General features: G+C 33.8%; 28 protein-coding genes and 1 pseudogene. 12 read left to right on the forward strand and 17 right to left on the reverse strand.

Going from position 1 to position 26,123, the window contains the following annotated elements; genetic code table 11:
• Position 1: 1 nt before the first annotated feature.
• On the reverse strand, positions 2-1,273 hold the full coding sequence (gene hisS / locus LAB100_RS01710) for a histidine--tRNA ligase (RefSeq protein ID WP_119326243.1): 1,272 nt from the start codon (positions 1,271-1,273) through the stop codon (positions 2-4).
• 322 nt (positions 1,274-1,595) lie between these two features.
• Between hisS and LAB100_RS01715 the strand changes: the two genes are divergently transcribed.
• The 5 genes and pseudogenes from LAB100_RS01715 to LAB100_RS01740 all read left to right on the forward strand — a co-directional run bounded on the left by LAB100_RS01715 (position 1,596) and on the right by LAB100_RS01740 (position 5,514).
• Positions 1,596-2,900, forward strand: coding sequence for an N-acetylmuramoyl-L-alanine amidase family protein (locus LAB100_RS01715; protein ID WP_119326242.1), 1,305 nt, complete (start codon positions 1,596-1,598; stop codon positions 2,898-2,900).
• A gap of 71 nt (positions 2,901-2,971) precedes the next feature.
• Entirely contained in the window at positions 2,972-3,172 is a 201-nt protein-coding gene (locus LAB100_RS11775; protein WP_246001206.1) for a helix-turn-helix domain-containing protein, read from the forward strand.
• 2 nt (positions 3,173-3,174) lie between these two features.
• A complete protein-coding gene (locus LAB100_RS11780) occupies positions 3,175-3,426 on the forward strand; it encodes a helix-turn-helix domain-containing protein (RefSeq protein WP_246001209.1) in 252 nt (83 codons plus the stop codon).
• 327 nt (positions 3,427-3,753) lie between these two features.
• Entirely contained in the window at positions 3,754-4,398 is a 645-nt protein-coding gene (locus tag LAB100_RS01725; RefSeq protein WP_428840420.1) for an IS3 family transposase, read from the forward strand.
• Between the two features lie 438 nt (positions 4,399-4,836).
• Positions 4,837-5,514, forward strand: a pseudogene (locus tag LAB100_RS01740) (transposase).
• A gap of 137 nt (positions 5,515-5,651) precedes the next feature.
• Here LAB100_RS01740 and LAB100_RS01745 read toward each other — a convergent pair.
• The 3 genes from LAB100_RS01745 to LAB100_RS01755 form a co-directional block, all read right to left on the reverse strand.
• Positions 5,652-7,901: an ATP-binding cassette domain-containing protein gene (locus LAB100_RS01745; protein ID WP_119326238.1), complete on the reverse strand. Its 2,250-nt coding sequence runs from the start codon at positions 7,899-7,901 to the stop codon at positions 5,652-5,654.
• 94 nt (positions 7,902-7,995) lie between these two features.
• Positions 7,996-8,553 (reverse strand): hypothetical protein, encoded by a 558-nt coding sequence (locus LAB100_RS01750; protein ID WP_119326237.1) that lies wholly within the window; start codon positions 8,551-8,553, stop codon positions 7,996-7,998.
• A 1-nt stretch (position 8,554) separates the two neighbouring features.
• On the reverse strand, positions 8,555-8,857 hold the full coding sequence (locus LAB100_RS01755) for a hypothetical protein (protein WP_119326236.1): 303 nt from the start codon (positions 8,855-8,857) through the stop codon (positions 8,555-8,557).
• Between the two features lie 654 nt (positions 8,858-9,511).
• On the opposite strand from LAB100_RS01755, the gene LAB100_RS01760 reads away from it, so the two are divergent.
• Positions 9,512-10,042 (forward strand): histidine phosphatase family protein, encoded by a 531-nt coding sequence (locus tag LAB100_RS01760; protein WP_119326235.1) that lies wholly within the window; start codon positions 9,512-9,514, stop codon positions 10,040-10,042.
• 587 nt (positions 10,043-10,629) lie between these two features.
• Here the strand turns inward: LAB100_RS01760 and LAB100_RS01765 are convergent.
• The 9 genes from LAB100_RS01765 to LAB100_RS11505 all read right to left on the reverse strand — a co-directional run bounded on the left by LAB100_RS01765 (position 10,630) and on the right by LAB100_RS11505 (position 17,617).
• The gene (locus LAB100_RS01765; RefSeq protein WP_162894185.1) at positions 10,630-11,025 is read right to left on the reverse strand and encodes a hypothetical protein; all 396 of its coding nucleotides are present in this window, start codon (positions 11,023-11,025) and stop codon (positions 10,630-10,632) included.
• Positions 11,026-11,036: 11 nt separating this feature from the next.
• Positions 11,037-11,660, reverse strand: coding sequence for an HAD-IA family hydrolase (locus tag LAB100_RS01770; RefSeq protein ID WP_119326233.1), 624 nt, complete (start codon positions 11,658-11,660; stop codon positions 11,037-11,039).
• A gap of 2 nt (positions 11,661-11,662) precedes the next feature.
• Entirely contained in the window at positions 11,663-12,100 is a 438-nt protein-coding gene (gene dtd / locus LAB100_RS01775) for a D-aminoacyl-tRNA deacylase (protein WP_119326232.1), read from the reverse strand.
• Positions 12,101-14,332 carry a RelA/SpoT family protein gene (locus LAB100_RS01780; RefSeq protein ID WP_119326231.1) on the reverse strand — a complete coding sequence of 744 codons (2,232 nt, stop codon included), beginning with the start codon at positions 14,330-14,332 and terminating at the stop codon, positions 12,101-12,103.
• Positions 14,333-14,421: 89 nt separating this feature from the next.
• Entirely contained in the window at positions 14,422-14,760 is a 339-nt protein-coding gene (locus LAB100_RS01785; protein WP_119326230.1) for a hypothetical protein, read from the reverse strand.
• Positions 14,761-14,770: 10 nt separating this feature from the next.
• Positions 14,771-15,520, reverse strand: coding sequence for an RsmE family RNA methyltransferase (locus tag LAB100_RS01790; RefSeq protein WP_119326229.1), 750 nt, complete (start codon positions 15,518-15,520; stop codon positions 14,771-14,773).
• Positions 15,501-16,418, reverse strand: coding sequence for a 50S ribosomal protein L11 methyltransferase (gene prmA, locus LAB100_RS01795; RefSeq protein ID WP_119326228.1), 918 nt, complete (start codon positions 16,416-16,418; stop codon positions 15,501-15,503). Before prmA ends, LAB100_RS01790 begins: the two co-directional genes overlap by 20 nt.
• Positions 16,419-16,483: 65 nt before the next feature.
• On the reverse strand, positions 16,484-16,885 hold the full coding sequence (locus tag LAB100_RS01800; RefSeq protein ID WP_119326227.1) for a hypothetical protein: 402 nt from the start codon (positions 16,883-16,885) through the stop codon (positions 16,484-16,486).
• A 561-nt stretch (positions 16,886-17,446) separates the two neighbouring features.
• Entirely contained in the window at positions 17,447-17,617 is a 171-nt protein-coding gene (locus LAB100_RS11505; protein WP_162894184.1) for a hypothetical protein, read from the reverse strand.
• Positions 17,618-17,792: 175 nt separating this feature from the next.
• Between LAB100_RS11505 and LAB100_RS01805 the strand changes: the two genes are divergently transcribed.
• A complete protein-coding gene (locus LAB100_RS01805) occupies positions 17,793-18,299 on the forward strand; it encodes an aminoacyl-tRNA deacylase (protein WP_119326226.1) in 507 nt (168 codons plus the stop codon).
• A 53-nt stretch (positions 18,300-18,352) separates the two neighbouring features.
• Here the strand turns inward: LAB100_RS01805 and LAB100_RS11740 are convergent, their stop codons facing one another.
• Positions 18,353-18,487: a hypothetical protein gene (locus LAB100_RS11740; RefSeq protein WP_281273964.1), complete on the reverse strand. Its 135-nt coding sequence runs from the start codon at positions 18,485-18,487 to the stop codon at positions 18,353-18,355.
• Positions 18,488-18,644: 157 nt separating this feature from the next.
• Here LAB100_RS11740 and LAB100_RS01810 point away from each other — a divergent pair, with 157 nt between their 5' ends.
• Positions 18,645-18,824: a hypothetical protein gene (locus tag LAB100_RS01810; RefSeq protein WP_119326225.1), complete on the forward strand. Its 180-nt coding sequence runs from the start codon at positions 18,645-18,647 to the stop codon at positions 18,822-18,824.
• Between the two features lie 48 nt (positions 18,825-18,872).
• On the opposite strand, the gene LAB100_RS11510 is transcribed toward LAB100_RS01810, so the two are convergent.
• The gene (locus LAB100_RS11510) at positions 18,873-19,046 is read right to left on the reverse strand and encodes a hypothetical protein (protein ID WP_162894183.1); all 174 of its coding nucleotides are present in this window, start codon (positions 19,044-19,046) and stop codon (positions 18,873-18,875) included.
• Between the two features lie 100 nt (positions 19,047-19,146).
• Here LAB100_RS11510 and LAB100_RS01815 point away from each other — a divergent pair, with 100 nt between their 5' ends.
• Together LAB100_RS01815 and LAB100_RS01820 are read left to right on the forward strand one after the other, a co-directional pair.
• Positions 19,147-20,370 (forward strand): M20/M25/M40 family metallo-hydrolase, encoded by a 1,224-nt coding sequence (locus tag LAB100_RS01815; RefSeq protein WP_119326223.1) that lies wholly within the window; start codon positions 19,147-19,149, stop codon positions 20,368-20,370.
• Between the two features lie 331 nt (positions 20,371-20,701).
• Positions 20,702-21,022 carry a DUF4260 family protein gene (locus tag LAB100_RS01820; RefSeq protein ID WP_162894182.1) on the forward strand — a complete coding sequence of 107 codons (321 nt, stop codon included), beginning with the start codon at positions 20,702-20,704 and terminating at the stop codon, positions 21,020-21,022.
• A gap of 39 nt (positions 21,023-21,061) precedes the next feature.
• On the opposite strand, the gene LAB100_RS01825 is transcribed toward LAB100_RS01820, so the two are convergent.
• A complete protein-coding gene (locus LAB100_RS01825; protein WP_119326221.1) occupies positions 21,062-21,883 on the reverse strand; it encodes an alpha/beta hydrolase in 822 nt (273 codons plus the stop codon).
• A gap of 231 nt (positions 21,884-22,114) precedes the next feature.
• Positions 22,115-22,684: a TetR family transcriptional regulator gene (locus tag LAB100_RS01830; protein WP_119326220.1), complete on the reverse strand. Its 570-nt coding sequence runs from the start codon at positions 22,682-22,684 to the stop codon at positions 22,115-22,117.
• 242 nt (positions 22,685-22,926) lie between these two features.
• Here LAB100_RS01830 and LAB100_RS01835 point away from each other — a divergent pair, with 242 nt between their 5' ends.
• Positions 22,927-24,225, forward strand: coding sequence for a YhgE/Pip family protein (locus LAB100_RS01835; protein ID WP_119326219.1), 1,299 nt, complete (start codon positions 22,927-22,929; stop codon positions 24,223-24,225).
• A 448-nt stretch (positions 24,226-24,673) separates the two neighbouring features.
• On the forward strand, positions 24,674-25,210 hold the full coding sequence (locus LAB100_RS01840) for a DUF6609 family protein (protein WP_119326218.1): 537 nt from the start codon (positions 24,674-24,676) through the stop codon (positions 25,208-25,210).
• The last annotated feature ends 913 nt before the right edge of the window (positions 25,211-26,123 follow it).

Below are 26,123 nucleotides of genomic sequence, written 5' to 3' on the forward strand. Positions count from 1 at the left end.
TTTATCCCTCGATTTTTTTCAATTCTTCGGCCAAGTTTTCCAATGATACACTAACTTGTTCACTAGTTTCCATGTTCTTAACATTAGCAGTATCATTTTCCAACTCTGTATCACCAATAGTTACAGTATATTTAGCATTCAAATTATTGGCTGTCTTGAATTGAGCTTTGATTTTTCTTTGTAGGTAATCTTTATCTGCAACGAAACCAGCTCTACGTAAGCTAGAAAGAATTTTAACTGAAGCACGTTCAGCTTTTTCACCAATTGTTACTAAGTAAACATCCAAATCATTTTGACTTGGAATATCTTCGTCTTTAAGCAACAACATCAAACGTTCAACACCAAGGCCAAAACCAATTCCTGGTGTTTCTGGTCCACCAAGTTCTTCAACTAGGCCATTGTAACGACCACCAGCTAAGACAGTAATTTCCTTATTGTCAAACGCTGGATCAGTTACCATAAATTCAAAAATAGTATGGTTATAATAATCAAGACCACGAACCATAGTTGGATCAACGACATAATTGACATCAAGACCATCCAACAAGGCTTTTAAATATTCAAAACGTTTAGCAGAAGCTTCGTTCAAATAATCCAAAATTGAAGGTGCATTGGCAACGATTTTTTTATCATTGGCATCTTTACTATCAAGAATTCTCAAAGGATTCTTTTCCAAACGAATCTTAGAGTCATCACTTAATTGATCCTTGAATGGTGTGAAGTAATCAACCAAAGCTTGGTGATATGCTGCACGTGATTCGGGATCACCCAATGAATTTAAAGCAACTTTCAAGTTCTTGATACCTAAACGATTCAAGAATTCCAAACCAACTGAAATAATTTCAGCATCTAATTCAGGAGAATCTGATCCAAAGGCTTCAACACCAATTTGATGGAATTGACGTTGACGACCTGATTGAGGACGTTCATATCTAAACATTGGTCCCTTATACCAAACCTTATAAGGTTTGATATGTTCTGGTCCATAAAGTTTATTTTCAACATATGCACGAACAACTCCAGCTGTTCCTTCGGGTCTTAACGCAATATGACGATCACCTTTATCATGAAAATCATACATTTCCTTTGAAACAATATCAGATGTATCACCTGAAGATCTTTCAAAGACCTCGTATGATTCAAATATTGGTGTTCTTATTTCAGAAAAACGATACTTGTTGAAAGTATCTTGTGCAATGGATTCTACATATTGCCATTTTTCTGAATCTCCAGGCAAAATGTCCATTGTCCCTTTTGGTTTTTGATAACGCATAAAATCCTCCTTAAATAAAAAACACCCTTGTCTAAATAAGACAAGGGTGCATTCTGCACGGTACCACCTAGTTTTTTTGCTGCAGTTAACGCCTGCCGGACGATTAAAAAGTCACACAAACAAACGTTATCTGTTCTCAGCTCACCAGATTCTCTGTAAAACGCCCCTATTTGATTAGGAATATATTTATAAACTATCCAAAATTACCGAAAAAGTCAAGTTTTCTCAAGAAAATTACAATCTATTCTTTCAGTTTTCTACATTATTCAGTAATATATACTTATAGAAATGTCAGTAACTAGACAACAAAGGAATCAGTTAAATGAAAAAATTCATTAAATTTTTTATGAAGAACCGGATTCTTGTTGCTATTTTGTTATTACTTGCCTTATCAAGTTGGTCAACAGTGGCCTTAGCAAGTGCCAATGCTGTTGTCGTCCAATCTGATTCTGTCAATGTTCGTGTTGGTCCAGGATTAGCCTACGCTAATATGGGTCAAGTAAAAAAGGGTGACAAACTAGCCATCCTCGCCGAAAAAAACAAATGGTATCAAGTAAGATTGTCCGGAGATAAAATTGGCTGGATCGCCAGCTGGTTGATCGACAATACTGATGTAAGTTCGGCAACCAATAAAGTTGGAATCGTTAAGGTTCCTAATACGACCGTCTTCAAAAACGCCGATGCTAGTAGCAATGTCTTGGGTACAATCGAACAGTCACAAAAAGTTACGATTATGTATCAGGAACAAGACTGGACTCAAATCCTTTACAATGGTACTGCCGGCTGGGTCAAATCTAACTTCATTCAAGGTACTCAAGAAACTTCTGGCTCATCCAATAGTTCCGATACAACCTCAGACGATGATATTAAGAAAGTTACTGTTACCCAACCCAATACCAAATTAAGAATTGAACCTGATCAAAGCGGCCGAGTTGTAAAAACTGTTAAGGTCGGTAAACAATTTGATTACTTGAGTAAAGATGGCAAATGGTATAAAGTTCGTGATTCTGATGGATCAGTTGGCTACGTCGCCAGTTGGGTCGTTACAATCTCTGGAACTAAGAGTGCTGTTAAGTCAGCTTCCACTAATATTTCTGAAGCTACAATTGTACTTGATCCTGGTCACGGTGGTGATGATTCCGGTGCTGAATCAAATAAGAGTACTTACGAAAAGAATTTTACCCTTGCCTATGCTAAAGCTATCAAGCAACAACTAGAACAAACTGGTGCTCGCGTTGTTATGACAAGATCTGGCGACAATAGTAAGTCACTTGGTGATCGTGCTCGTCTTTCAAGTAAAATTCAAGCTGATGCCTTTATTAGTCTTCACTTTGATTCTAGTGCTCAAGCAGACGCTGGTTCCGGTGTTACAACCTACTATTATAATAAGAATAAAGATGGAGAATTAGCCGATGACTTGAACAGTCAACTGAAAGGTTTATCCATTGGTAGTCGTGGAACAGCTCAAAAAGATCTATATGTTTTGCACTACAACAGTCAACCATCAGTATTAATTGAGTTAGGTTATATTAACTCTAAGGCTGATTATAAATATATCAATTCCAATACTTATAAAGAACAAATTGCCAAAGACGTAACTAATGGCTTAAAAGAATACTTTAAATAAAAACACGATAGGAATTGAAGTGCTCCATAATTGTTAGACAAGAAATCTAATAGTTATGGAGCACTTTTTGTATGGTTAAATATAGTTCAAAATTAAAAGCTGAAATCGTCAGTGAATATCTTGCTGGAGGGATCAGTATGAATTCTTTGGCAAGAAAGCATGGTTTACCCAAAAGACAGGTCAGTATTTGGATTCAAAAATTTCGTTTAAGCGGCGTAGACTCGCTTAAACGGAAAAAACTAGGCGTTCGTTTAAGACTGAATTCAAAATAGATGTGATAAACTACTATCAAACTCATGATGAAACTTTAGCCGAAGTAGCCGCAAGATTTGATGTTAATTCTTGTCAAATAAGCCTTTGGAGAACTACCTTCAATCGGTATGGTATTGAAGCTCTAAAGTCTCATACGAAAGGTAGAAAGCCCAAAATGAAACGTAATAAAAAGCAACTTCGTAAATTAGTAAATCAAAGCGAGGTTGAACGTCTCCGTGAAAGAACTTGCAAAGAAGAATCAAGAACTATATGATACGAAACTGGAAAATGACATCCTAAAAAAATCAATGACCCTGTTCGGATCCTTAAAGGACGAGAAAAAACACAAATAGTAGATCAGATCAGGGCTGAACAAGAAGAACTTCCTAAGAATGAAAGATATAAAATTGGTGCCATCCTTAAAGCTATTGGCCTTAAGAAGGCTACCTATCATGACGAACGTAAACGAATTAAGAATCATGTAGATAAGTATGAAAATATTAAAAAGGAAATACTCAAGATTATTGAAAAAGGTAAATGTCGCGGACGTTTAACCTACGGTTCCGTCGCGTACAAAAGGAGTTAGTTAAATTAGGCATCCATAGCGGACGAAGTAGTACGCCGACTAATGAGTGATTTGAATGTTCAAGTTAGCCTTTATAATCGTCATAGAAATGGAAAATATTCATCATTTAAAGGTCATGTTGGAAAAGTTGCGGATAATATCCTGCATCAAGACTTTAAAGAAAACAAACCTCTAATTGTATTACATACAGATGTTACACAGATTCGTTTAGCGAATAGAAAATGGGCATATATTTCTGCGATTACAGACGAAGCGAGTAAAGAAGTTCTAGCATTTCAAATAAAGGATAGTCCTAACAGCGATTTGATTGTAGATACACTTAATGAACTTATATCCACTATTCCAGAGGGAACAGAACCTATATTTCATTCGGATCAAGGCTGGCACTATCAACTAAGTTACTACACTGAAAAGCTTTCTGATAATAAATTTATACAGAGCATGTCTCGCAAAGGTAATTGTCTCGACAACGCTCCAATCGAGAGTTTCTTCCATCTTTTTAAAACAGAATGTCTTAATGGATTTCCACCTTGTAAAGATATTGATGATCTCAAGAAATTATCAAAAGAGTACGTCGATTGGTTTAACAATCGACGAATTTCAACAAAAACAAACGGCATGACTCCGTGTGAATACAGGAGTCATGCCCTAGCAGCTTAAAAATATGGGTCTAAACTTTATCGTGTTGGTAGATTAATTCTATTGACATGATTTTTTTATACCAATCAAAAAAGGACATCTATAATATCCTTTATAACCACGATTTTTGCCACCAAACGAAAATCAAAAAATATAAAGAGGTTTTATTATGTCCCAAGGTTATTTTATCCTAAAGCTACTTAATATAACAGATACTAATATCAAAATAATCGATTGTATCGAACAGAATCACTGTTTTGAAGTAAGAGCGAAGCTAACTTACGCTCCATGTAATTGCCCAAATTGTGGTTTTAATATGATCAGGTATGGTTTTAAATTTACTAAGCATTTTCTATTGAGTCTAAATGGCAAAGCCATAAGACTAAATCTCAAAAGACAAAGATTCCTGTGTAATAACTGCCACACAACAACTTTATCCCACAGTCCTCAATTATTGAACTGTCCAACCGTTTGAATAGGTCTATTACTGAGTTCTTCCTAAACCAATACTCTAAGCAAGAAAGACAGCTAGTAAGAACAATAACGCTTGATTTAAATGCTCAATATCAAACTATCGTTCACCGTTTGTTTCCAAACGCTGAAATCATTGTAGATAGGTTCCACATAATACAGCTTGTAAGTCGTGCCCTAGACAAAGCCTGACTTCTCGCTACTTCTGGATTGAATCACTTCTCTAGAGAATATAAGGTACTAAAATCTGAATGGAAGATATTCCACATGCAAGAATCATCGTTAAATGCCACTGATTCTAAGTATTACAGAGGTTTAGGAGAATATTCTACACAACAGAATATCGTTGACTTAGGACTGAATCAAAGTGATGATTTCAGACATAGCTATAACGCTTATCAATCGGTTTTAGAAGCTATAAGAAATAATGATATCAATGCGTTAAGCGAAGCTATAACGCATTACAAAAGAAATGGCAGTCCTACGGACGTTGCCATGAACACTCTGAAGAAAAATTTATCATACGTTCTAAGCAGCAGTAAATACAGTTATTCAAATGGTCCCCTTGAAGGAATCAATCGAAAAATCAAGGCATTAAAACGTGGTTGTTTTGGATTTAAGAATCAGATGCATTTCTTTATGCGTATTCAACTTATAAGGGCATAAAGAAAAAGAACCATACCAATTAAGGCATGATTCTTAGTAAAAGGCCCTACCAACACGATTTGACTTAGACCCCAAAATATTCTATTTTGTCTAACTTTTGTGTTGCACTTCAAATTTCTACCGTACTTTTTTGATATTTAGTTAAGAAATTGCTGCAAATGTTGCGCCGTAAAAGATTCTGTATGCTTCAATAAGTCAATAGGATAACCTTGAAAAATCACTCGACCACCGTAACGGCCACCTTTCGGACCAAGATCTACAATCCACTGGGCTTTTGAAATAATCGACAAATTATGTTCCAAAACTAGCAGTGTCTTTTGTTCAGACAGCAATTTTTTAAATAGCTCTAATAGCTCCTCAACATCTGATTCATGTAAACCAGTACTTGGTTCATCTAAAATAATCAAATCACTTTGATCGGTTTCAGCTAAACTCTTGGCAATCTTCAAACGTTGCAGTTCTCCACCCGAAAGTGTGTCCAAACTTTGACCAAGATTCAAATAACTTAGATTAGCTGATACCAAATTTTGCAATCTAAAACTAATCTTCTTACCAAATAAGGGAATGGCTTCTTCAGCTGTTAGTTGAAGAATATCAGCAATTGTTAGATTTCTCCACTTAAAGCTCAAAGCTTTATCATTATATTTTTTACCATGACATTTCTCACAGTCTTGCTTAACATCCCCCATATATGCCAAATCAAATTTAATGTAACCTTTCCCTCCACATTCAGAGCAAGCACCTTGTCCATTGAAACTGAACAAAGAAACACTTTCACCTGACGCTTTCGCAAAGACTTTTCGGACATCATCAAAAATACCTAAATAAGTTAAAATATTAGAGCGATTACTACCTTTAATAGCACTCTGATCAAAGATAACTGTTTCCGGATATTTCTTCGTAAACAATTCTCGAATCAAGGTACTCTTTCCTGAACCAGCTACACCGCTGATTACCGTTAATGCATGCTTTGGTAGTTTGACTGACGCATGTTGAACATTATATTTTGAAACATCATCTAACGTATAAAATTCAGAAAACGGCTTTCTTTGTTCATTCAAGCTTTGTTTTTTAGTCAAGGCTCTCCCAGTTAGGGTATCTGAATTTAACAGTTCCTGATAAGTCCCTTCAAAAGTTATCTTACCACCACGTTTACCTGCAAATTCACCCATCTCAACCACGTGATCAGCAATTTTTATGACGTCTGGATCGTGATCAATCAACAGAACCGTATTACCTTTATCTCGTAACTTGGTAAATATTTTATTAATACCAATCAAATCTTCTGGATGCAAACCCACGCTTGGTTCATCAAAAATATATAAAACATCTGATAAAGCACTATTCAAATGTTTTGTCATTTTGATACGTTGTGACTCACCACCTGACAAAGTGGTTGTCGAACGACTCAGTGTTAAATATTCCAATCCAACTGTTTTAAGACTATTCAAGCGAGTCAGTAAGTTTTGTAAAACTAAACTAATTTCTTGATTACCATTAATTTGTTGTAAAAATTCAATCAATTCATCGATTGGCGTTTCAGCACAATCAGCAATCGACTTACCATTAATCTTGGCCGATCGAATTAAATCATTTACACGCGTACCATGGCAATCTGGACATACTTGATTATCAAAAATATCATTCAATGCTTTTTGATAATGTAGACCACCTTTTTCCAAAATGGTCTTTTTAATTCGTTCAACGATCCCAATATATTCTGATGTCTTAGGCCACTTATCCGTAGGATTCTTTGGTTGACTACCTTGGTCGTATAATAATAAGTTTAGTTCCTGTGGCGTAAAATCTCGTAACTTCTTATCATTATCAAAATTACCAGTTTCCGTATAACGTAACCAACGGAAACCGCCTGGTTGAAAAGTCGGAAACTTAATTGCACCTTCATTAAGCGACTTGTCAAAATCCAGTAAACGATCAACTATCACTTGTTTAGTTTGCCCTAATCCCTGACAAGTTGGACACATTCCAGCTGGATTATTGAACGAGTAGACCATTGAGTAGCCAATAAAAGGTTGCGCAATTCGTGAATACAATAATCTTAGACCTGTATAAATTTCCGTTATCGTTCCCACTGTTGAACGAGCATTACCGCCAATCTTCTTTTGATCAACCACGATTGAAACCGGTAAGTTGTTAATCTGCTCGACCTGTGGTGCTTCATAGCTAGGCAACATCCGCTGCACAAAGGCAGAATAGGTTTCATTCAATAAGCGCTGTGATTCGGCCGCAATCGTATCAAATACTAATGATGACTTTCCTGATCCTGATAGACCAGTAAAAACTGTAATCTGATGCTTGGGAACCTTTAGTGATACATTCTGTAAATTGTTGTTCTTGGCACCAATAACTTCAATGTAATTTTCCATTTTTCCCTCCTAGTATCAAAAGCTTGGACAACTAATATATCTCAATAAAAAAATTTATTCAAGATGACTTTTATCCCGGTTGAGGAGGGAAAACTTACTTAATTGTTTTACCAAAATATATTTCTTCCCAAATTGCATTGTTGGTATGGGTTTTCGCTATTGTTCCATCTTGATTAAACACCTCAGGCTTAACTGCTCCACTGAATCTTAAATAGGCACCATCAAATCCTGATAACTTAGCCGCAATTCTTTTTATTGGTGGCAAGATTTCAATCATCTGAGAATTAAGAATTGTTTTCTCATGTAAATAAGTCGCCTTAATGTGATTCTTGCCATCGTTATAATCGTAAATCATTACTTTAGGAACTGGTTTCCCCGTCTTAGGTTCAATAAAAGCGTCTTTTTCTTCAAACTTGAGATACTTAGGATTATCTACTAATATTTTGTCCCCTTTTGCGACCATAAAAATCGGAAAATTCATATGATCGTATTCTTTTTCAGCCGTAATATAACCTGAAATAACCGTGTAATCATCAATATTGGCACGTCCCCAATACCAATGATTTATTAGTTTCATCATTTGAATATTGCCCCAATTGTGGTCGTGATAACAAATACCAGTTAATTTTTCAGTTTTATTTCCGATCGTCAACTCAATATTCGCTTCTCCACGTGGGATTGAAGGTAACCAAGAAAATTGTATTCATCATTATCTCCAAACAGTATATAACCTGTATCTGATCAACAAAAAGGTACAATATTCTTAGCATTGATTTGTCATAAAAGGTCACCACGAGATCTGACCCATCACTTAAATGAGCATCAAAATACCACCATTCATAATTCAATTCTTTAATATTTGTTCTCAATCCATCTTCCCAAGGCTCAACGTCCTTCGTTAAATTTAATTTTAAATAATCATCTTTTTTATTTGCCATTCTTGTTTGCTCAGTCATTTTTCCAACTCCTTTTAATTTAAGAAGGAGTATATTATTGTTATCAATTCGATAAAACCTATTAGTAACAGAAACGGAGTATTTGTAATGAATAATATTTGCACTGAAGACACCATTACAAGTCAAAACACAATCGTTTTATTCAAAGAATTGTTAAAATTGGCACAAGATACAGAACTAGAAAACATCAAAATATCGAGTTTATGTCTAATGCTTCAGTTTCTCGACAATTTTACTATTAACACTTTTCGTCTAAAGAACAGATTATTGAGTCGGTCTTCGATTTACAATATCAACAGCTTTTTAAGGATCATAAAAAAAGTATAATACAACGGATCAACACAGCCTTGCACTATACTTCTTTCAATTTTTTTATGATGAACAAGAAATTCTAAAGCAAATAATTACTGGAAACATGGAATACTTAATTCTCTTCAAGTTTCGTGAATATTTTACTCAGATGTTAAGCATGAACATAGTTGCAAGTAATACTGAACACGTCACATATTGATCTTCCTACACTATAGGCGGATTTTCCGAACTATTGATCGAGTGGATTAAAAGGGCTGTCCAAAAACACCTGAAAAAATGACAAATATATTTACCAAATTAAAAAGTAAGCTATTTTTTCTATTATCTTGGAGGTATTCGTCCATGAAAGTCTATTTAATACGTCATTCAGAACCAGATTTTACTCAAGTCGATCAATCCGGCTATGTTGGTTATGGTAGAGACTTAACCCGTTTAACACCCAATGGGATTAAAATTGCTCAAAAAGCCGCCCACGATCCTATTTTTCAACAAATTCAACTACTTCTGATCTCACCATATACCAGAACCATGGAAACAGCTCTGGAAATAATCAAACAACACCCTAACATTCCCACTCAAGTTGAACTATTACTACATGAATGGCGTCCAGATCTGACCGGTCGTAAACTCACAGGACTGCCACAAGTCAATGCCGCTTTTAAAGACTATTTGCATGACACTCATAATTCCAAGATGGATTATGAAACATCTAGCCAAATTATCTCTCGTGTTGAATCTGTTTTAGATAAGTATAAAGACACCTACGATTGCATAGGTGTAATTACTCACGGTCAAGTTATCCGAAGAATGTTAAAAATGGATATGCGAACCAGCATCCCCTACTGTGGAATCTATAAATTAAATTACAAATAAATCTATCTTTAGATTCTTGCTTAATTAACTGAGTTTATTAAAATATGCCGTCGTCCGTAAAATCTCTGTGGACCACTGGAACGTGGTGGGCACAACTTGGAGCCAATGAAGACCACATTGTCTTCAAGCTTGGCCTTATTCTAAGTGGGTTCCCCACTAAGAATAATTTCACCACTGAGGGTCCACAGAGTTTTTACTACCGACTAGTTTTTTATTTCTAATATTACTAACTAAACTTGCAGTATGTAAATTTTTATTCTACATACTCGTAATCGAAAAAAAGTTTAAATTCTCAAATCAAAAAAAGGACAACATTCATTAAGAGATTCAGGTACAAACATACCCGAAATTTCTTAATGAATGCTGTCTTTCTTTTTTTATACTAATAGTTACTTATTAAAGTAAAACACCAGTCCGGAGCAACAAAGAAAATGGGCTCAGTAGTGAAATTTTTCTTAGTGGCGAAGTCACTTAGAAAAAGGCCGAACTTGAAGACTGTTAGCAAAGCCAAGAGGCTCCAAGTCGTGCCCACTACGTTCCAGCCCTATTTTCTTTGTTGCGGAGGACGGCATCCTTCAACAACCCAGCTATCCACTGTACGGATGAACACAATCTGCTAAACGTGATTGAATATAATTCAATTCAGTTTTTTTCAATTCACGGCTCTCTTTGATAGTTTTTACCAAACCAAGAATCGTTTCTCTTTCAGTTGTATTTTCCAAGTTCAAACAATAACCATTACGTCTCAAAAAGAAATCCATAGCAGCAATCGCTGTTTGTGTATTATATTTTTCAAAAATACCATCACAGATGATCGTACAGAACAAATGTGTCAAATAAAGATTCAAATTATCGAATTGATCTAGAAATTCAACATTACTTTGAAGTCTTTTCTCACTAAAAGTAATCTCATCATTCTCGTCAATTGCTAAATGAATTGCCACAATTTGATCGTAAGTTAATTTTTCAAGTTTGTTTTCCATATTTTTATCCATTATATTAATTTTTCAATTTCTAAGAGATCACTTATCTTGTGATCATAATCAAAATCAATAGTCTCCGCATTCAAAAGAACTGTGCGTGCACCAACACTTCTACCGAACTCAACATCAATTTGACGATCACCAATTACCCAAAGATCTTCTTTTTTGAGATCATATTTATTCATCAAATAATCCAGCATCTCAGAATTGGGTTTTCTCTTGAAACCATCAGCCACACTGATAATTTCTTTGAAGTAATGTTCAATTCCTAGTGAACTAGCCAAATCATATATTGATTGATCTCGATGAGTCACAATAAATTGCATACAATGTTTTTTATCACAATAATCCAAAGCATTTTTGATATGCGGTATTAAAGTAATTTTATCGTGATATTCTTTCTCATATCTAAAATAAGTAGTGTAAAAGATCTTCACTGCTTGTTTTGGATCCTCTTGATCTTTTAACAAATCAGTTACAAATTTTCTAACTGATGTTTTCTTTGATTCTTTAAAAATTGTATCCTTTGACAGACTAATGTCAAAATTCTCCCGTAGAGACCTTTGTGTAGCTGAGACAATCCCCGGATAACTATTGGCAATAGTATCATCAAAGTCCCAAACAATACTTTTCATTTTTATCTCTCCATTAAAATAGTTACTGGTCCATCATTAGTTAATGACACTTGCATGTCAGCACCAAATTCACCAGTTTCGACAGTTAAATTGTATCCTCTTAACAAATCATTGAAGTGATCGTATTTTTTGCTAGAAGCTTCAAAATTACCAGCTCCAGTAAAACTAGGTCGATTGCCATGTTTTGTATCAGCATACAATGTAAATTGCGAGATAGATAGAATTTGACCACCGACATCCTTGATTGACAAGTTCATTTTATCATCAGCATCGGAAAATACCCTCATATTTGCTATTTTCCGTGCGATATATTCAAGTGTTTCTTCTGTATCTGCATCACTAAAAGCTACCAATAAACAAAATCCTTGATCAATTTGACCAAGGGTTTTGTCGTCTACAGTAACCTTCGCAGTAGATACTCGTTGAATTACAACTTTCATCTACGCTACCGTCCTCTTAATTTCATAGACATTTGGGATATTCTTTAATTTAGAAATGATACTATCCAAATGTTCCTTATTATTAACACCAATACTTACATGAATAATTGCCATCTTCTCTTTATCAAGACGACCAATAACATTATTAAGCGTATTAGTATTTGAATTGATAACCTGTAATACTTCATTAATTAAACCATTACGGTTGAAAGCATAAACATCAAGTTCAGCTGTATAGCGTTTTTCTTTAGTAACGTTATCCCAGCTAACCTCGATGAAACGTTTCTGGGCTTCTTCACTCTGAACATTAGGGCAATCAGCTCGATGAATCGTCAAACCACGTCCTTTAGTAATATAACCAACAATCTTATCTCCTGGAATTGGATTACAGCATTTAGCCAAACGAATCAATAAGTTATCAATTCCTTGAACTGAAATACTTGTATTGGCATTATTACGTTCCTTTTTGAGTTTTGGACTTTCTGTTTGAGGTTGAGTAGCTTTATCATCGGTATCAGTAATAACCTGTTCTTCAAGCTCTTTTTTCTCAGCTTCTTTTTTACGATCAGGATCTTCACTCAATAATTTATGAACCACATTAATCGGTGAAAGTTCACCATAGCCAACTGCATTGAAAAGTTCATCGGGCTCAGTATAATTAAAAATCTTCATGGCTAATTCCAAATGTTTCTTATCAAGATACTTTTTACTTGAAAGTGAACGATTTTTCAATTCGTTTTCAAGTGATTCTCGTCCCAGAACAATATTCTCTTCACGATCTTTAGTTCGGAAATAACGTTTGATCTTATTTCTAGCCCGAGCAGTATAAACAACATTGACCCAATCTCGACTTGGTTCAGAACTAGAGTTAGTCAACATTTCAACAATGTCGCCATTCTTCAATTGATAATTTAGTGGGACCATTCTGCCATTGATCTTAGCACCAATAGAATGATTTCCAACTTCAGTATGTACTTGATAAGCAAAGTCCAAAGTAACTGCACCCTTTGGTAGCTCAATAACTTCACCTTCCGGTGTAAATACATAGACGCGGTCATTAAAGATCTCACCCTTAACTGACTTCATAAAATCAGAAGCATTGTCAGAGTTCTCTTGCAATTCAAGAATTTCACGGAAAACATCGATCTTTTGTTCATCATCGTCCAGATGAACACCTTCAAAGTTACCTTCCTTGTATGCCCAGTGAGCAGCAACACCATATTCAGCAACTTGATGCATTTCAAAAGTTCTGATCTGAACTTCTAGTGGTTGACCACCAGGACCGATAATAGTCGTATGTAGTGATTGATAACCATTAGCCTTAGGTACAGCAATATAATCCTTAAAGCGTCCTGGAATTGGCTTCCACTTAGAATGAATTGAGCCTAGGACTGCATAACAATCTTTAACTGAATCGACAACAATCCGAATAGCCAACAAATCATATAACTCAGAAAATTGCTTATGCTTATCACGCATCTTCTTATAAATAGAATAAATATGCTTAGGACGTCCATAGATATCATACTTAATTCCCAAAGCATCAACATTTTTTTTGATATAATCAATTGCTTCAGCAATATAAGCTTCACGTTGGTCACGCTTACTATTCATCAAATGAACGATGCGATAGTATTGTTGAGGATTAATATAATGTAACGAAAGATCCTCTAGTTCCCATTTAATCTTACTAATACCTAAACGATCAGCCAAAGGTGCATAAATTTCCAATGTTTCATTGGCAATTCGACGTTGTTTATCAGGGCGAAGTGCTTTTAGAGTTCTCATATTATGTAAACGATCTGCCAGTTTGACCATAATGACACGCAAATCCTTAGCCGTAGCCAAAAGCATTTTACGATGGTTTTCAGCCAACAATTCTTGATGAGAACGATATTTATATTTGCTGATTTTAGTCACGCCATCAACAATTGTCGCTACTTGATCGCCAAATAATTCTCTAACATCCCCTAAGGTAACGTTGGTATCTTCAACCACATCGTGTAAATACCCTGCGGCCACAGTATATGGATCCATACGTAATGAAGCCAAAATCTGGGCTACTTGAGTTGGGTGAATAATATATGGTTCACCAGTAGCGCGTTTTTGTTCCTTATGTACATAAGCTGCAAAGTTATAAGCCTTATTGACAAATTCAACATGTTCTTCATTCATATAACTTCGACAGATTTCCAAAACTTCCTCTGGCGTATAATCTTTATTTTTTTTCATAGAATATTCACCCCGTTACAATAAAAAGCACTCAATGAGTGCTTTTTATTTTTACATATCATTATGATTATTTTATCGCTAAATTTCAATTAGTTTTGTCTCTCAAATAAGAAATATATCAAAATACTCAAAACTAAGTATATTCCAGCCAAAAAGTAACCGTAACGTCCATATTTGACGAAAACACTAATAACAAAAATCACTGGAAATATAACTAAATTATAAAACGACAAAGCATATTTTCTCGAGAACCAACCAATGAAGCCTGCAAAGAAAACATTAATAACAAAGAATAGCCAGATAATTCGATTAGTTCTTCCTAAATGAAAGAGATTAAACAAAATTGGCATTATAAAAACTAAAACGATTGAAATCAAAGCAATGTAAGTTGTTTTTGATTTTTCAACTTTTTTCCAAATATTTTTCACGATTCGTTCCTCATTTTACAGTTAGTTCGTATTTATATGATAGCACTGATAGGAAGTACATGGGTGCTGTTTCTGCCCGCATAATTCTTGGCCCCAAGCCAACTGACAAAAAGTCAGCCTGATTCAAGAAATCTACCTCATCTGGTGCAAAACCACCTTCAGGTCCAAATGCACATAAAACAGATTCAGGTTGCTGATTTAATGTCTGAGCTAGAAGACTGATTTCACCTTGTTTAGCCGATTCTTCATATGCAATCAAGTTAGTTGAAGCCTTGTGATCGGATAGTTTTTTTAGACTATCCAAATAGAGCACTTCAGGAATTATCCGCCTTTTTGATTGTTGAGCCGCATTTTTAGCAATTTCTTGCAAACGCACTAACTTTTTTTCAACAACATTTTTCTTCCAATTCATAATTGAATATTTGGAATTAAAGAAAATAATCCTTTTAGCACCTAATTCAGTGGATTTTTGAGTAATCCATTCAATCTTGTCTTTTTTAGATAATGAACAAGCAATTGTGACATCAACCGGCAATTCCGTACTAGGAATATCTGATAACTCAACTCGAACAATAATTTTTTGTTGATTCAAATCAACTTTTTCAATCGTAGCCGCATACAATTTTTCTGAAACGTCTACCAAGTAGATCACATCGCCTGTCTTATGACGCAAAACCTTAGCTACATGACGAAAGGTTTCTGCATCATCAATTACAAATTTATCGTTTTCTATTTTTTGATTAACGAAGTATTGCTCCATCTTCTGCCTCAAACTCTTCTTTTCTTCTACAAATTAAAGTTGACCAACCTTTTAGATGAAAGGCTTCTAAAACTACAAAACCCTGTTCTGCCATCTGATCGGTGATCAAAGCTTCTTTTTCATTAATAATTCCTGACAAAACAACGAATCCATTTTTATTCAAATAATTGTCAATATCCGGAATAAATTGTTGGATCACGTCAGCCAACATATTGGCGACAATCACATCTACTTTACCGTTAACACCATCAAGCAAAGAATTTTCAAAAACTTCAATATCCTCGCAACCAGGGTTCAATTGAATATTTTCTTTAGCTGCTCTAACTGCTTCTGGATCAAGATCATATGCCTTGATATCTTTAACACCTAAAAGACGGGCTTGAATCGATAATATTCCCGAACCAGTACCAACATCATAAAGTGAATTAGCATCTCCTAGAATCAATTCTAGAGCTTGCATACATGAATAGGTAGTTGGATGAGTTCCAGTCCCAAAGGATTTTCCTGGGTCCATAACAATAATATGTTCATCCTGATATTTAGGCTTGTAATCAACCCAATTAGGTACGACCGTCAAGTAACGACTGATTTTTACAGGATGATAATATTGTTTCCATTCGTTTTCCCAACTGCTATCATCCAATTCACTAATTGATACCTCAACACCAGTAATATCAAAACCATATCCTGGTAATTGTTTCAATTGAACTTTTAAATTATTTAAAAGTTCTTCATTGTAATTATTTTCGTCAAAATAAGAATTAATCTTTGTTTTGACAGTTTTATCTTCATCGTCAACCATTTCCGTTCCGTTTGCACCAACGCGCATGAAAACATCAGATATAATCTCAGGATCGAAATCATTTGGGATTGCGACCGTTATTTTTTTCCAAATCATTCAACGTTCCTCCATTATTAATAAGATTACTAGAAAAAGCCCATAAAAAAAAGACGTTACCGTCTTTATTTAGTGAAAAAATTAAGAGATTGAATAAATTCTTCTTGTCTAGTTCGAAGATCCGACTGTGCTCTTTCTAATTTTAAATGATCAACTGAATTTCGCTCTAAATCCATACAACTGACCATTTCAATTAAACCAATGAAATAATTGTTAAGCTTTTCTGCAATAACACTACCTTCTAGATTGTATTTGGCTAAATATGAATTACACAATTTGATGAAGCTCTTTATATTAGATAAATAATTATCAACCCATCGAGAATAAGTTTCATATCTTAGAGCTTCCCCACGCTCAATCAACTTAATAGTTTTGAGATACTCACTAAACACTTCATTGTAAGTAACGAATCTTTCTAATAAGACGTTAGTTTCTAAAATACGATATTTATTTGGCATTGCTGTCATAACAATCCACCTCACTTCTTTTTTTAAACTATATCATATGAATTTAATTATGCAAAGCATTATTTTAAACTTATGAAGACATAAAATAAAAATTATATTAGTTTGGTTAAGGAATATTCCCGTCCTCCACAACAAAGAAAATTGGGCTGGAACATAGTGGGCACGAATTGTTTCAAATCTTGGCCTTTTTCTAAGCGACTTCGTCACTAAGAAAAATTTCACTAAAAAAGCACCTACTAAGTTTCATACAGTCATTCTTAGTGACTACATACTTAATAGATGCATAATCTTTAGAGATATTCAAAATATTTAGTAATAAACCGATAAGTTTCCAATACTGCAATCTTAGTTAACAGTGATAGAAACAAATCACTAGTCGGGAGCAAAATTTCTGTGGACCCTCAGTGGTGAAATTATTCTTAGTTTGCATAGCGAGCTTAGAATAAGACCCATCTTGGAGACGATGCGAACTTCATTGGCTTCAAGTTTTGTCCACCACGTTCCAGTGGTCCACAGATGTTTTGCGGACGACGATATCCTTAGTTGTATTAGTTAATATAACTACTTCTTCTCAGTTTTGTTTTTATCAGCTACCTTTTTCCGTAAGGATTCATTATCCTTAAATAATTTTTGAGCCTCAGATAATTTTTTAGGACTATTCTTAATTTCTTGAGAAATTTTACTAAAATCATTCTTGGCAGGATCTTCTTGATGTTTCTTGAACAAACTCATACTAATCGCTCCTTATCCTGTTGTAACGCTCATTATTATATAACAGTCACAATATAATAGACCTTAAAAATTAAAAATAATTTGCTAACCAACAACATCTCTTTGCTTTCAAAAATTAATAGCTTTGTTATTATATACTAAGTAAGCTTTAAGTTTTAGGGATTGGTGACAAAAAATGAGTAAAAAAAAGAAAATTCAAAAGACATTAGTCGAAAAAATATTAGATAAAGAAAAAGTTGAATATGTTCCCATGACTTTCGAGACTGAATCCGATGGTGACACGCAGGAACTAGTAACCGATAAGTCCACTCGTGACGGCTACAAGATTTATAAGACCCTAGTCCTCACTGGTAACAAAACTGGTCCATTGGTCGGTATGCTACCACTAGACAAGCATCTTAGTTACAAAATGCTTGCTAAGCTTTCAGGTAACAAAAAAGTCGGTATGGTCCCACTTAAGGACCTAATCAAAACCAGTGGATTTGAACACGGCGCTAACAGTCCTGTTGGTATCCACTCACTACATAATTATCCTATTTATTTTGACAATGAGGCTGAAAGATCTGAAAAGATCATCGTTTCAGCTGGCAAAGTTGGTCAGTCAATCTTGATTGAACCACATGCTTTGGCCAAAGCAGTTAATGCAAAATTTGGTGGTTTTGCTGTAGATAATCCTGAATAAGGACAATAAAAAAGTCCTGATGCCTAAGCACCAAGACTAATTAAAATTTTATTTTACGCAGCTTTGTTATTCTTTAAGTTGTCGATAGCTTTTTCAATGGTTGTACCGTTACCAAAGTGATTGCTATCATTAACATCAACTGCTGTGAATAATTGATCTTTAAGATCTAAAAGAATTCTATATTTCATATTATTCACGCCTCCTTTATTGTTCCGTATCTCTAAGAGGTAGCGACTAATTGTCATATTAACAACTTGGCAAAATAAAGTCAATCAATAAGCCTTTTCCTTGACTTTACAACGATTATGAATAAAATTTAAGACACAAATATAAAAGGAGAATTAAATGAATAACATTTGGAAATACGTTTTGGGCTTCTTTATTGCCCTCTTATTATTCTCAATCTTCATTCACATAATACTTCCATTAGCTGTAATTCTCGCAATTGTCGGCGGAATCTATTATTTGTATCGAAGACATCAAAATAACAAATATACTCCTGAGGGACGTAAAAAAGTAAATTAAATAAACAAACGGGGAATTCTGACTTAAACAGTCAGTGTTCCCCGCTTTTTATTTACTTGGTTTATCAATATCAGCAGTTGCAGAAATCAGTAACAACACTGCCCCAGCAATACCTGCAGAAATTAAGTTACCGTTGCTGAACCATTTAAAAATAAATCCTAAAACAGCAACTACTAACAATAAAACTCCCAACCAACGATCGATCTTCATTAATAAATTCATTTCAAACAACCTTTCATTACTCATTTACCCTAAAAAATACTAAAATGTAATATGAAACATTTAGTATGAACATTATACATTATCTTGGAGGGGTAAAAAAATGGACAAAGCACAAAGACTTAGTGTTTTAGACGATTTAATCAAACTGGAAACTGTCAATGGTGATGAAGAAAAAGTTGCCAACTATTTAAAAGAACTTTTTGAAAAAAATGGTATCGAAACTGAATTAAACAAATATGATGAAAATAGATACAATCTTATCGCCACTATCAAAAAAGGTGACGGACCTATCTTGGGTTTCACTGGACATGAAGATGTCGTAGCTACAGTCGACGACGAAGCATGGAACTATGGTCCCTTCAATCCGAAACATATCGATGGCAAGATCTTTGGTCGTGGTTCATCTGATATGAAAGGTGGACTAGCTGCTTTAGCTATCTCCTTGATTGAATTAAACGAAGACCCTGATTTCAAAGGAAATATCAAATTTATCGCCACTGTCGGTGAAGAAGTTGGTGAAATCGGAGCTGAAAAACTTTCTAAAGAAGGATACGCTGACGATTTAAATGCCTTAATTGTTGGTGAACCAAGTAATTCATCATCACGTCTAGTTATGGAAAAATTAATTGACAGTGGTTTGATCGAAACAAATGGCGCCAAGCCAGAAACACGTATCGCAGCCTTTTGTGCTCACAAGGGTTCAGTTACATACAAAGTAGTTTCTCATGGACGTGCCGCTCACAGCTCCATGCCTGAAGTAGGTATCAATGCTTTGGATAACTTAATTACTTACTATAATAAGCAAAATGAATATTTCTCTGAGCTAATTAAAACTGAAGATGATGTACTCGGAACAACAAAACCATCAGTTACCGTTTTGAACAGTGGTAAACAAGAGAACACTATTCCTGACTATGCTGAAATGACTGTTAAAATTAGAACCATCCCTGAATATAGCAACGATAAAATCATTGCTGACTTAGAAGAAATGATCGACAAGTTAAATCAAGCCGATCCAAGAATGAAATTAGAGTTTAAACTTTTGAGTAGCAACTGGCCTGTCAAAACTGACATCAACTCTGACTTTATGAAATTAGTTCGTGCCAGTTATAAAGATGTACTTGGTGTTAACATCTTAACCGTTGGTGCTCCTGGTGGTACTGACGCTTCTAAATTTGTTCAAGCTAACCCAGACCTTGACGTAGTTGTTGCCGGTCCTGGTAATGAATCTGCTCATCAAGTTAATGAGTTTATTTTTGAAGATGATTACTTACAATATATTAGTATTTATAAGACTATGGCTCGTAAGTATTTTGAAAAATAAGTAAAAATTTATAAAAATAAATATTTTTTAGAGATACTTTGATTTAAAAGTACTTTATACTCCAAAAAAACTACTAACTTCACTTTAGAAGACTAGTAGTTTTTTTGCTATTTAAAGTAATTATCCTTTATTTTAGTGCTATTCATTAATGTTACTATTTCGTATCAGAATTTATCATATACATAGCAATGCAGATCTCGGCTTCTAAACGATGTTTCGTAATATGAAAAAACTACATTTTATTATCAAACTTCAACAGTCTCAATTATTTGACTTGGTTGTTAGGTCCCATGTTACTTTATTTTAAATAAAATCATAGGAGATGTTCTTGATGACAAAAATTTATCGTTACGAATATGCTTCATTGTCCATTGTTTTGTTAATCATTTATAGCCATATGGGAAATTGGGAGTTGATACCAATTCTATATTTAATCCCTGATATTACCGCATTGGGATTTTTCATTTCTACCAAAACTGGTGAGAAAGCTTATAACTTATCTCATACATTACTCTTACCAATTATCCTGCTATCGGTAAACTTAATAACTAAATCAAACAACTTATTTACTAGTATCATGATTATTTGGTTACTCCATATTTCAATAGATCGAACTCTTGGCTGGAATTTATTTCCAAGAAAATCAATGTAGTTTAGAATATCCCAGTAGCATAAATTTATCATCCGACTTTCAACTAATAAAAGGTTTTTTGGTTTCAGCCAAATTATTAAATAAATAGTTAGAGACAATCCCAATAACTTGTCTATTTTCCGGCAAATCTGAATGGCTAGTATTTTCTCCAGTTAGAGTAATCTCAGTAAAATATCTAACCTGAGATTGATAAATATATTTTCCACTATAAACAGAATCTACTTTGACTAGACCATCGGTCGAATAGTTTTTAGCACCAGCAATTGAATAAATCGTAGTATTATAAGGAATCTTATTGCGATTGTGAACTAGTTCGTTCAACATCTTTGATCCCTGCAAATTATAAGGTGTCGCAATAGTCATCAAACAATCGAGATGCATTTTTGAAATGTTAATATACTTTTCAATTGCTAATGCCCAAATTAGACCACCATTCGAATGTCCAAGAGCCCTAAAATTTGTAAAGCCATACTTAGTTTGTAAACTTTGCATAACTTTACCAAGCAACTTAGCCTGTTGATTGATGTTCCGATATCCATCGCGATTATTTTGAAAGGACACTACTACGATAGGTTGATTATCTATACTTAAGATTCCACCATGAAATTTCATTTTACCGTTTTCGTCCACTTTGACTTTTAAAACACTGTGTTTAAAATGATTCTTTTCTCTAGGTAGATTGGAAATTAAATAATCAAAACGATTTTCTCCCGCTGATGAACCAGGAACCATGACAATTGGCGACATATAATTTGCGTTGAATATTTGCATTGCCCCGACTGATGACTGTTCTACAAAGCCACTAGTTAATAGAATTAAAAAAAGAATATAAATTATCCATTTCATATTTCTCTTAAGCATCGTTAATTACCTCAACTTTGATAAATAATATTGAAAGATAACTTTTTCTTATTTCAGTACAGATGATAAAACCTAGAGATTAATTCAACAATAATCAAAGATAAACACCTTGTTGATTAAATAATTTTTTAAAACGCTTATTAATCAGTTATTTATAGACAATTTCATGAATTAAAACTGTTCATTTATAAAAAATAAGGCTAGACAAATTCGTTATAAATTTGTCTAGCCTTATTTGCATCGATTGGAAAGTTGTTCGGGGTTCAACGTTCTCGTATAGATAAAAATATCGTAAATTTTCTGAGGTTTTAATACAGGAGTACCCTCAAGCCAATAGATCAAAAAGTCCAGTATTCCCTGTGACAGTAGTTCATTAGCATAATTTTTTGGCAATTTATCATCGTTTTCTGTGGCATTAGATGCAATAGATAGCACTAAACTTTTAATATCCTTAACAAATTTGGAATCATAATCCTTCAACAATAATATAGATAATTCTTTTTGACGATAGAGATATTTGAATAACTGCAAAAAAGCATTATTCTTATTCAATGATTTATATAAATCTGGTTTCTTATAATTTGAAAATATATTCTGAATATCCAAAATTATTTCTTTTTCATATTGAGATTTCAAATCATATTTATCCAAATAGTGAATATAAAAGGTTCCACGATTAATTTTTGCCTCTTTGATCAAAGCGCTGATCGTTAATTTATCAAATCCTTCAGCACTAACAATTTTGATAAAAGCCCGTTGAATTTTCATTTCCGTTTTTAATCTTTTTTCATTTGACTCCATCAGAAAACACCCCTTAAATGAACTGACTGTTTATTTAAGGTTGATAATAATCCAAAATAATTTAAATTCAATAAATAAACACTTCACGTATTTTTGTTACCGATATAACACAAGCATATTTGAATTTATTTGAAAATACAGTCATATCTACTCAACACTTTATCTATTTTTGCATATTGTTCCTTCAATATTAAAAATCTATTATGCGGTTGTATAAAAAATTATTGAAGGAGATTTCAATCATGTTTAAATCAGAATGGAAATACCTCATAGATAATAAAAAGATATTAATAGTGTTATTGGCAATTGCTTTAATTCCTGCTATTTACTGTTATATCTACCTCTCTTCAATGTGGAATACTTATGGAAAAATAGACCATATTCCAGTAAGCATTGTTAATGAAGACAGATCAGTAACCTTCAATGGCAAGAGAATTACAATTGGTGATAATTTAACAAGAAGTCTCAAGGATAAAGATGTCTTTGATTTTGAAGAGACAAGTTCAACAAAAGCTGATCGGCGTTTGCGTTCGGGTAAATCTTATATGACTATTATTATTCCCAAAGACTTTTCTAAAAATTCAACCACTTTACTTTCATCACATCCTCAAAAAATGAAAATCAATTATCAAATTAATTCTGGCCAGAACTTTATTGTTTCTAAAATAACTACCGGAGCCGCAACCAATGTTAATCAAAAAGTATCAGAGCAAGTAACGTCTACGTATTCAAAAGTGATTCTTAAAGCTCTAAGTGGCGCTCAAAACGGCATGACTAGAGCTGGGACGGTTACCAATCAGTTATCCAGTCAATCACCATCCCCTCAATTAAAGGCTGGAACTCAACAATTATCAGGAGCTTTGCTAAGTGGGGCCGCTGGATTAAATACAATTTCTAAAAATGAACAAACAGCCGGTCATTTGGCAACTCCTATCTCTGAACATTTAACTGATATTAACAAAGTGCCTAATAACGGTACCGGAATGGCTCCATTTGCTATCGCACTTGGCATCTATGTTGCAGGAATTGCTTTAGGAACTATGTATGACAATGATCCACACAAGAAACCAACTTCAGCCTTTGGTTGGTGGTTATCCAAGGCATCCATCATTACAGTAGTTGCCATCGTTCAATCAGTTATTTTATTTTTCACTTTGACAAAATTGAATAATTTACAAGTTAATTCTCAATTTGATTTATTTAGTGAGTTGATCCTTGGATCATTATTATTTCAATCATTGATTTTTTGTTTAAGTACACTTTTAGGGGGCGTTGGTACTTGGTTGGTATCAATTATCCTAGTCACTCAAGTAGTTTCATCTGGAGGATTATATCCAATGCAATTAGTTGGACATTTTGCTCAAACCATGAATCAATGGTTACCAATGACTTATCTTATCAATTCATTACGTTCAACTATTTCTACTAATTTAAATATTCAATCTGATATTCTAATAATGATAGCTATGATTATTGGATTTAATGCCCTATCGATTGTCAAATTCCGATTTATAACGATTCATAAACCACTTCAAATTTAACCAAGACTTCAAATTAAATATATGAAGTTGATAAGGACAGTTCCAAAACTTTACTATGAAATGTACTTTTTATTCAAAAAAAATACTAACCCTTCACTTTAAAAGGCTAGTAGTTTTTTGCTAAATGAAATATTCCTTCTTCATTTTTCAAATTTCACTTTTTCGATTCTATCTATTATATATAATTGAGAACGAAAAGAAGCCACCGATCTTGCCCATCGATGACTTCAGTACAAGCCTTAGAATGATTTTAACGGGAATATTTACCGTTTCCTCCAATTCCATTTTATCCAAATTTTTCATAACCTCTTTAATTAACTGATATGATGACTTTTTATTCATTAAAGCAACTAACATAGCGCAAAAATAATATTTTTCTGCAAATAAGCTGTATATTTTCAAAAGGCAATAATATATACTCTTAATTAGTAAATTTTAGGAGATTTTTATGAAAAATATTGCTTATAAATATCCTCGTCAGAGAATTAATGGCATTTGGCTTATCATTGTGGGGATCGCCATGCTTTCATTAACGTTGAAATTGAAGAACGGTATGCCAAATACAATTCCGTTTGGAATTCTATATAGTGTGGGTATATTCTGGGAACTTAATTCTAAAACTCGCAAACATCTTAGCGTTGGACCAGGAACAAAATCACAACAATACTGGGCTAATGCTGCCATTATTATTATGTGTATTGCTATCGTGCTTACTATCATTTTGGCTAGAAATACTTATCCGACAACATCGATTAATTTTATGAGAATCATTTGGTTTGGAGTCTTATTATCGGTCGGTTTACACTTCTTTATGTTTATTCCAGTTCACGGTAAAATGATGGGTATTTTAGGTATTCTTACAATTATTAACGTTCTAATATCAATGCTCCTAGTAGTTCCTTTAGATTTAGTTTTCATTATCGATGGTTTTTTGAAATTAATTTTTGGAATCCTTTATATTAAATTAAGTCCCATAAATTTCTAATGTATTTATATCAGGAAGTAGGCTTAATAGAATAGGCTTACTTCCTATTTTTATCTCCTGATTTCTCTAAAAATTTCTTGCTGTGAGGTATTTACGAATAAAAAGGAAACATTCTGGCCCCAAATGGATGTATTAATTACATCCGATCAAATAACTGATTAAGAAAGAAAAACACTTCTCAATGCAAGGCCAAATTAAATCAAAATATAAATGATGGGGCAGTTGTCGCTCAACTAAAGTCGCAGCTATCAATCTTAGCTATGAAAAAGTTATTGTCATCTAATGTCGTTCCCTTTTTTACTGAATTACCTAGATTGTATTTGGGCCATGGTCACCGTGGTAATGTTGTTATAAATCCTCTATTTTAAAGTTCTCACTAAAATAATCCTAGACTTCAATATATCTAAACTTATTCCCAATGTTTCTAGTTCAATTATAAATACGTTAATTGTTTTTTTAATTGGTCTTACCTCATGGATTCAAAATAATGTACCTGATTTAAACAGTCAGATCTTTATGATATTTATTCTTGCACCATTACTCTTTTTCGATGGTCAACGAATACCTATGGTAAGTGTAAATACTAATTTGAAAAATTATTATTAGTAATTCAGTCATCCTGGTTATTCTATCAACAGCTTTTTTAACAATTACGATTCATTATTTATTTGGTTTGAAGTGGTCTATATCCCTAATATAGGTGGGATTCTCATTGGATTAATTCTAGGAAATATAGTAATCATACTTAAGCGTTCCAAAGCAAATGTTTACTCATCACAATCCACAATGTACTTCTTGACCCCTTATCTTAATCTATTTAGTAATTGAATCGTTAGAAACTTTTGAAATTATAGCCATAGTGGTGCAGGATTGATTCATAATAGCAAATCTAATCGAATCAGGTTCATTGATT

Origin of the sequence: Companilactobacillus musae (assembly GCF_003967595.1) — a bacterium.
In the GTDB taxonomy this organism is placed as follows: Bacteria; Bacillota; Bacilli; order Lactobacillales; family Lactobacillaceae; genus Companilactobacillus; species Companilactobacillus musae.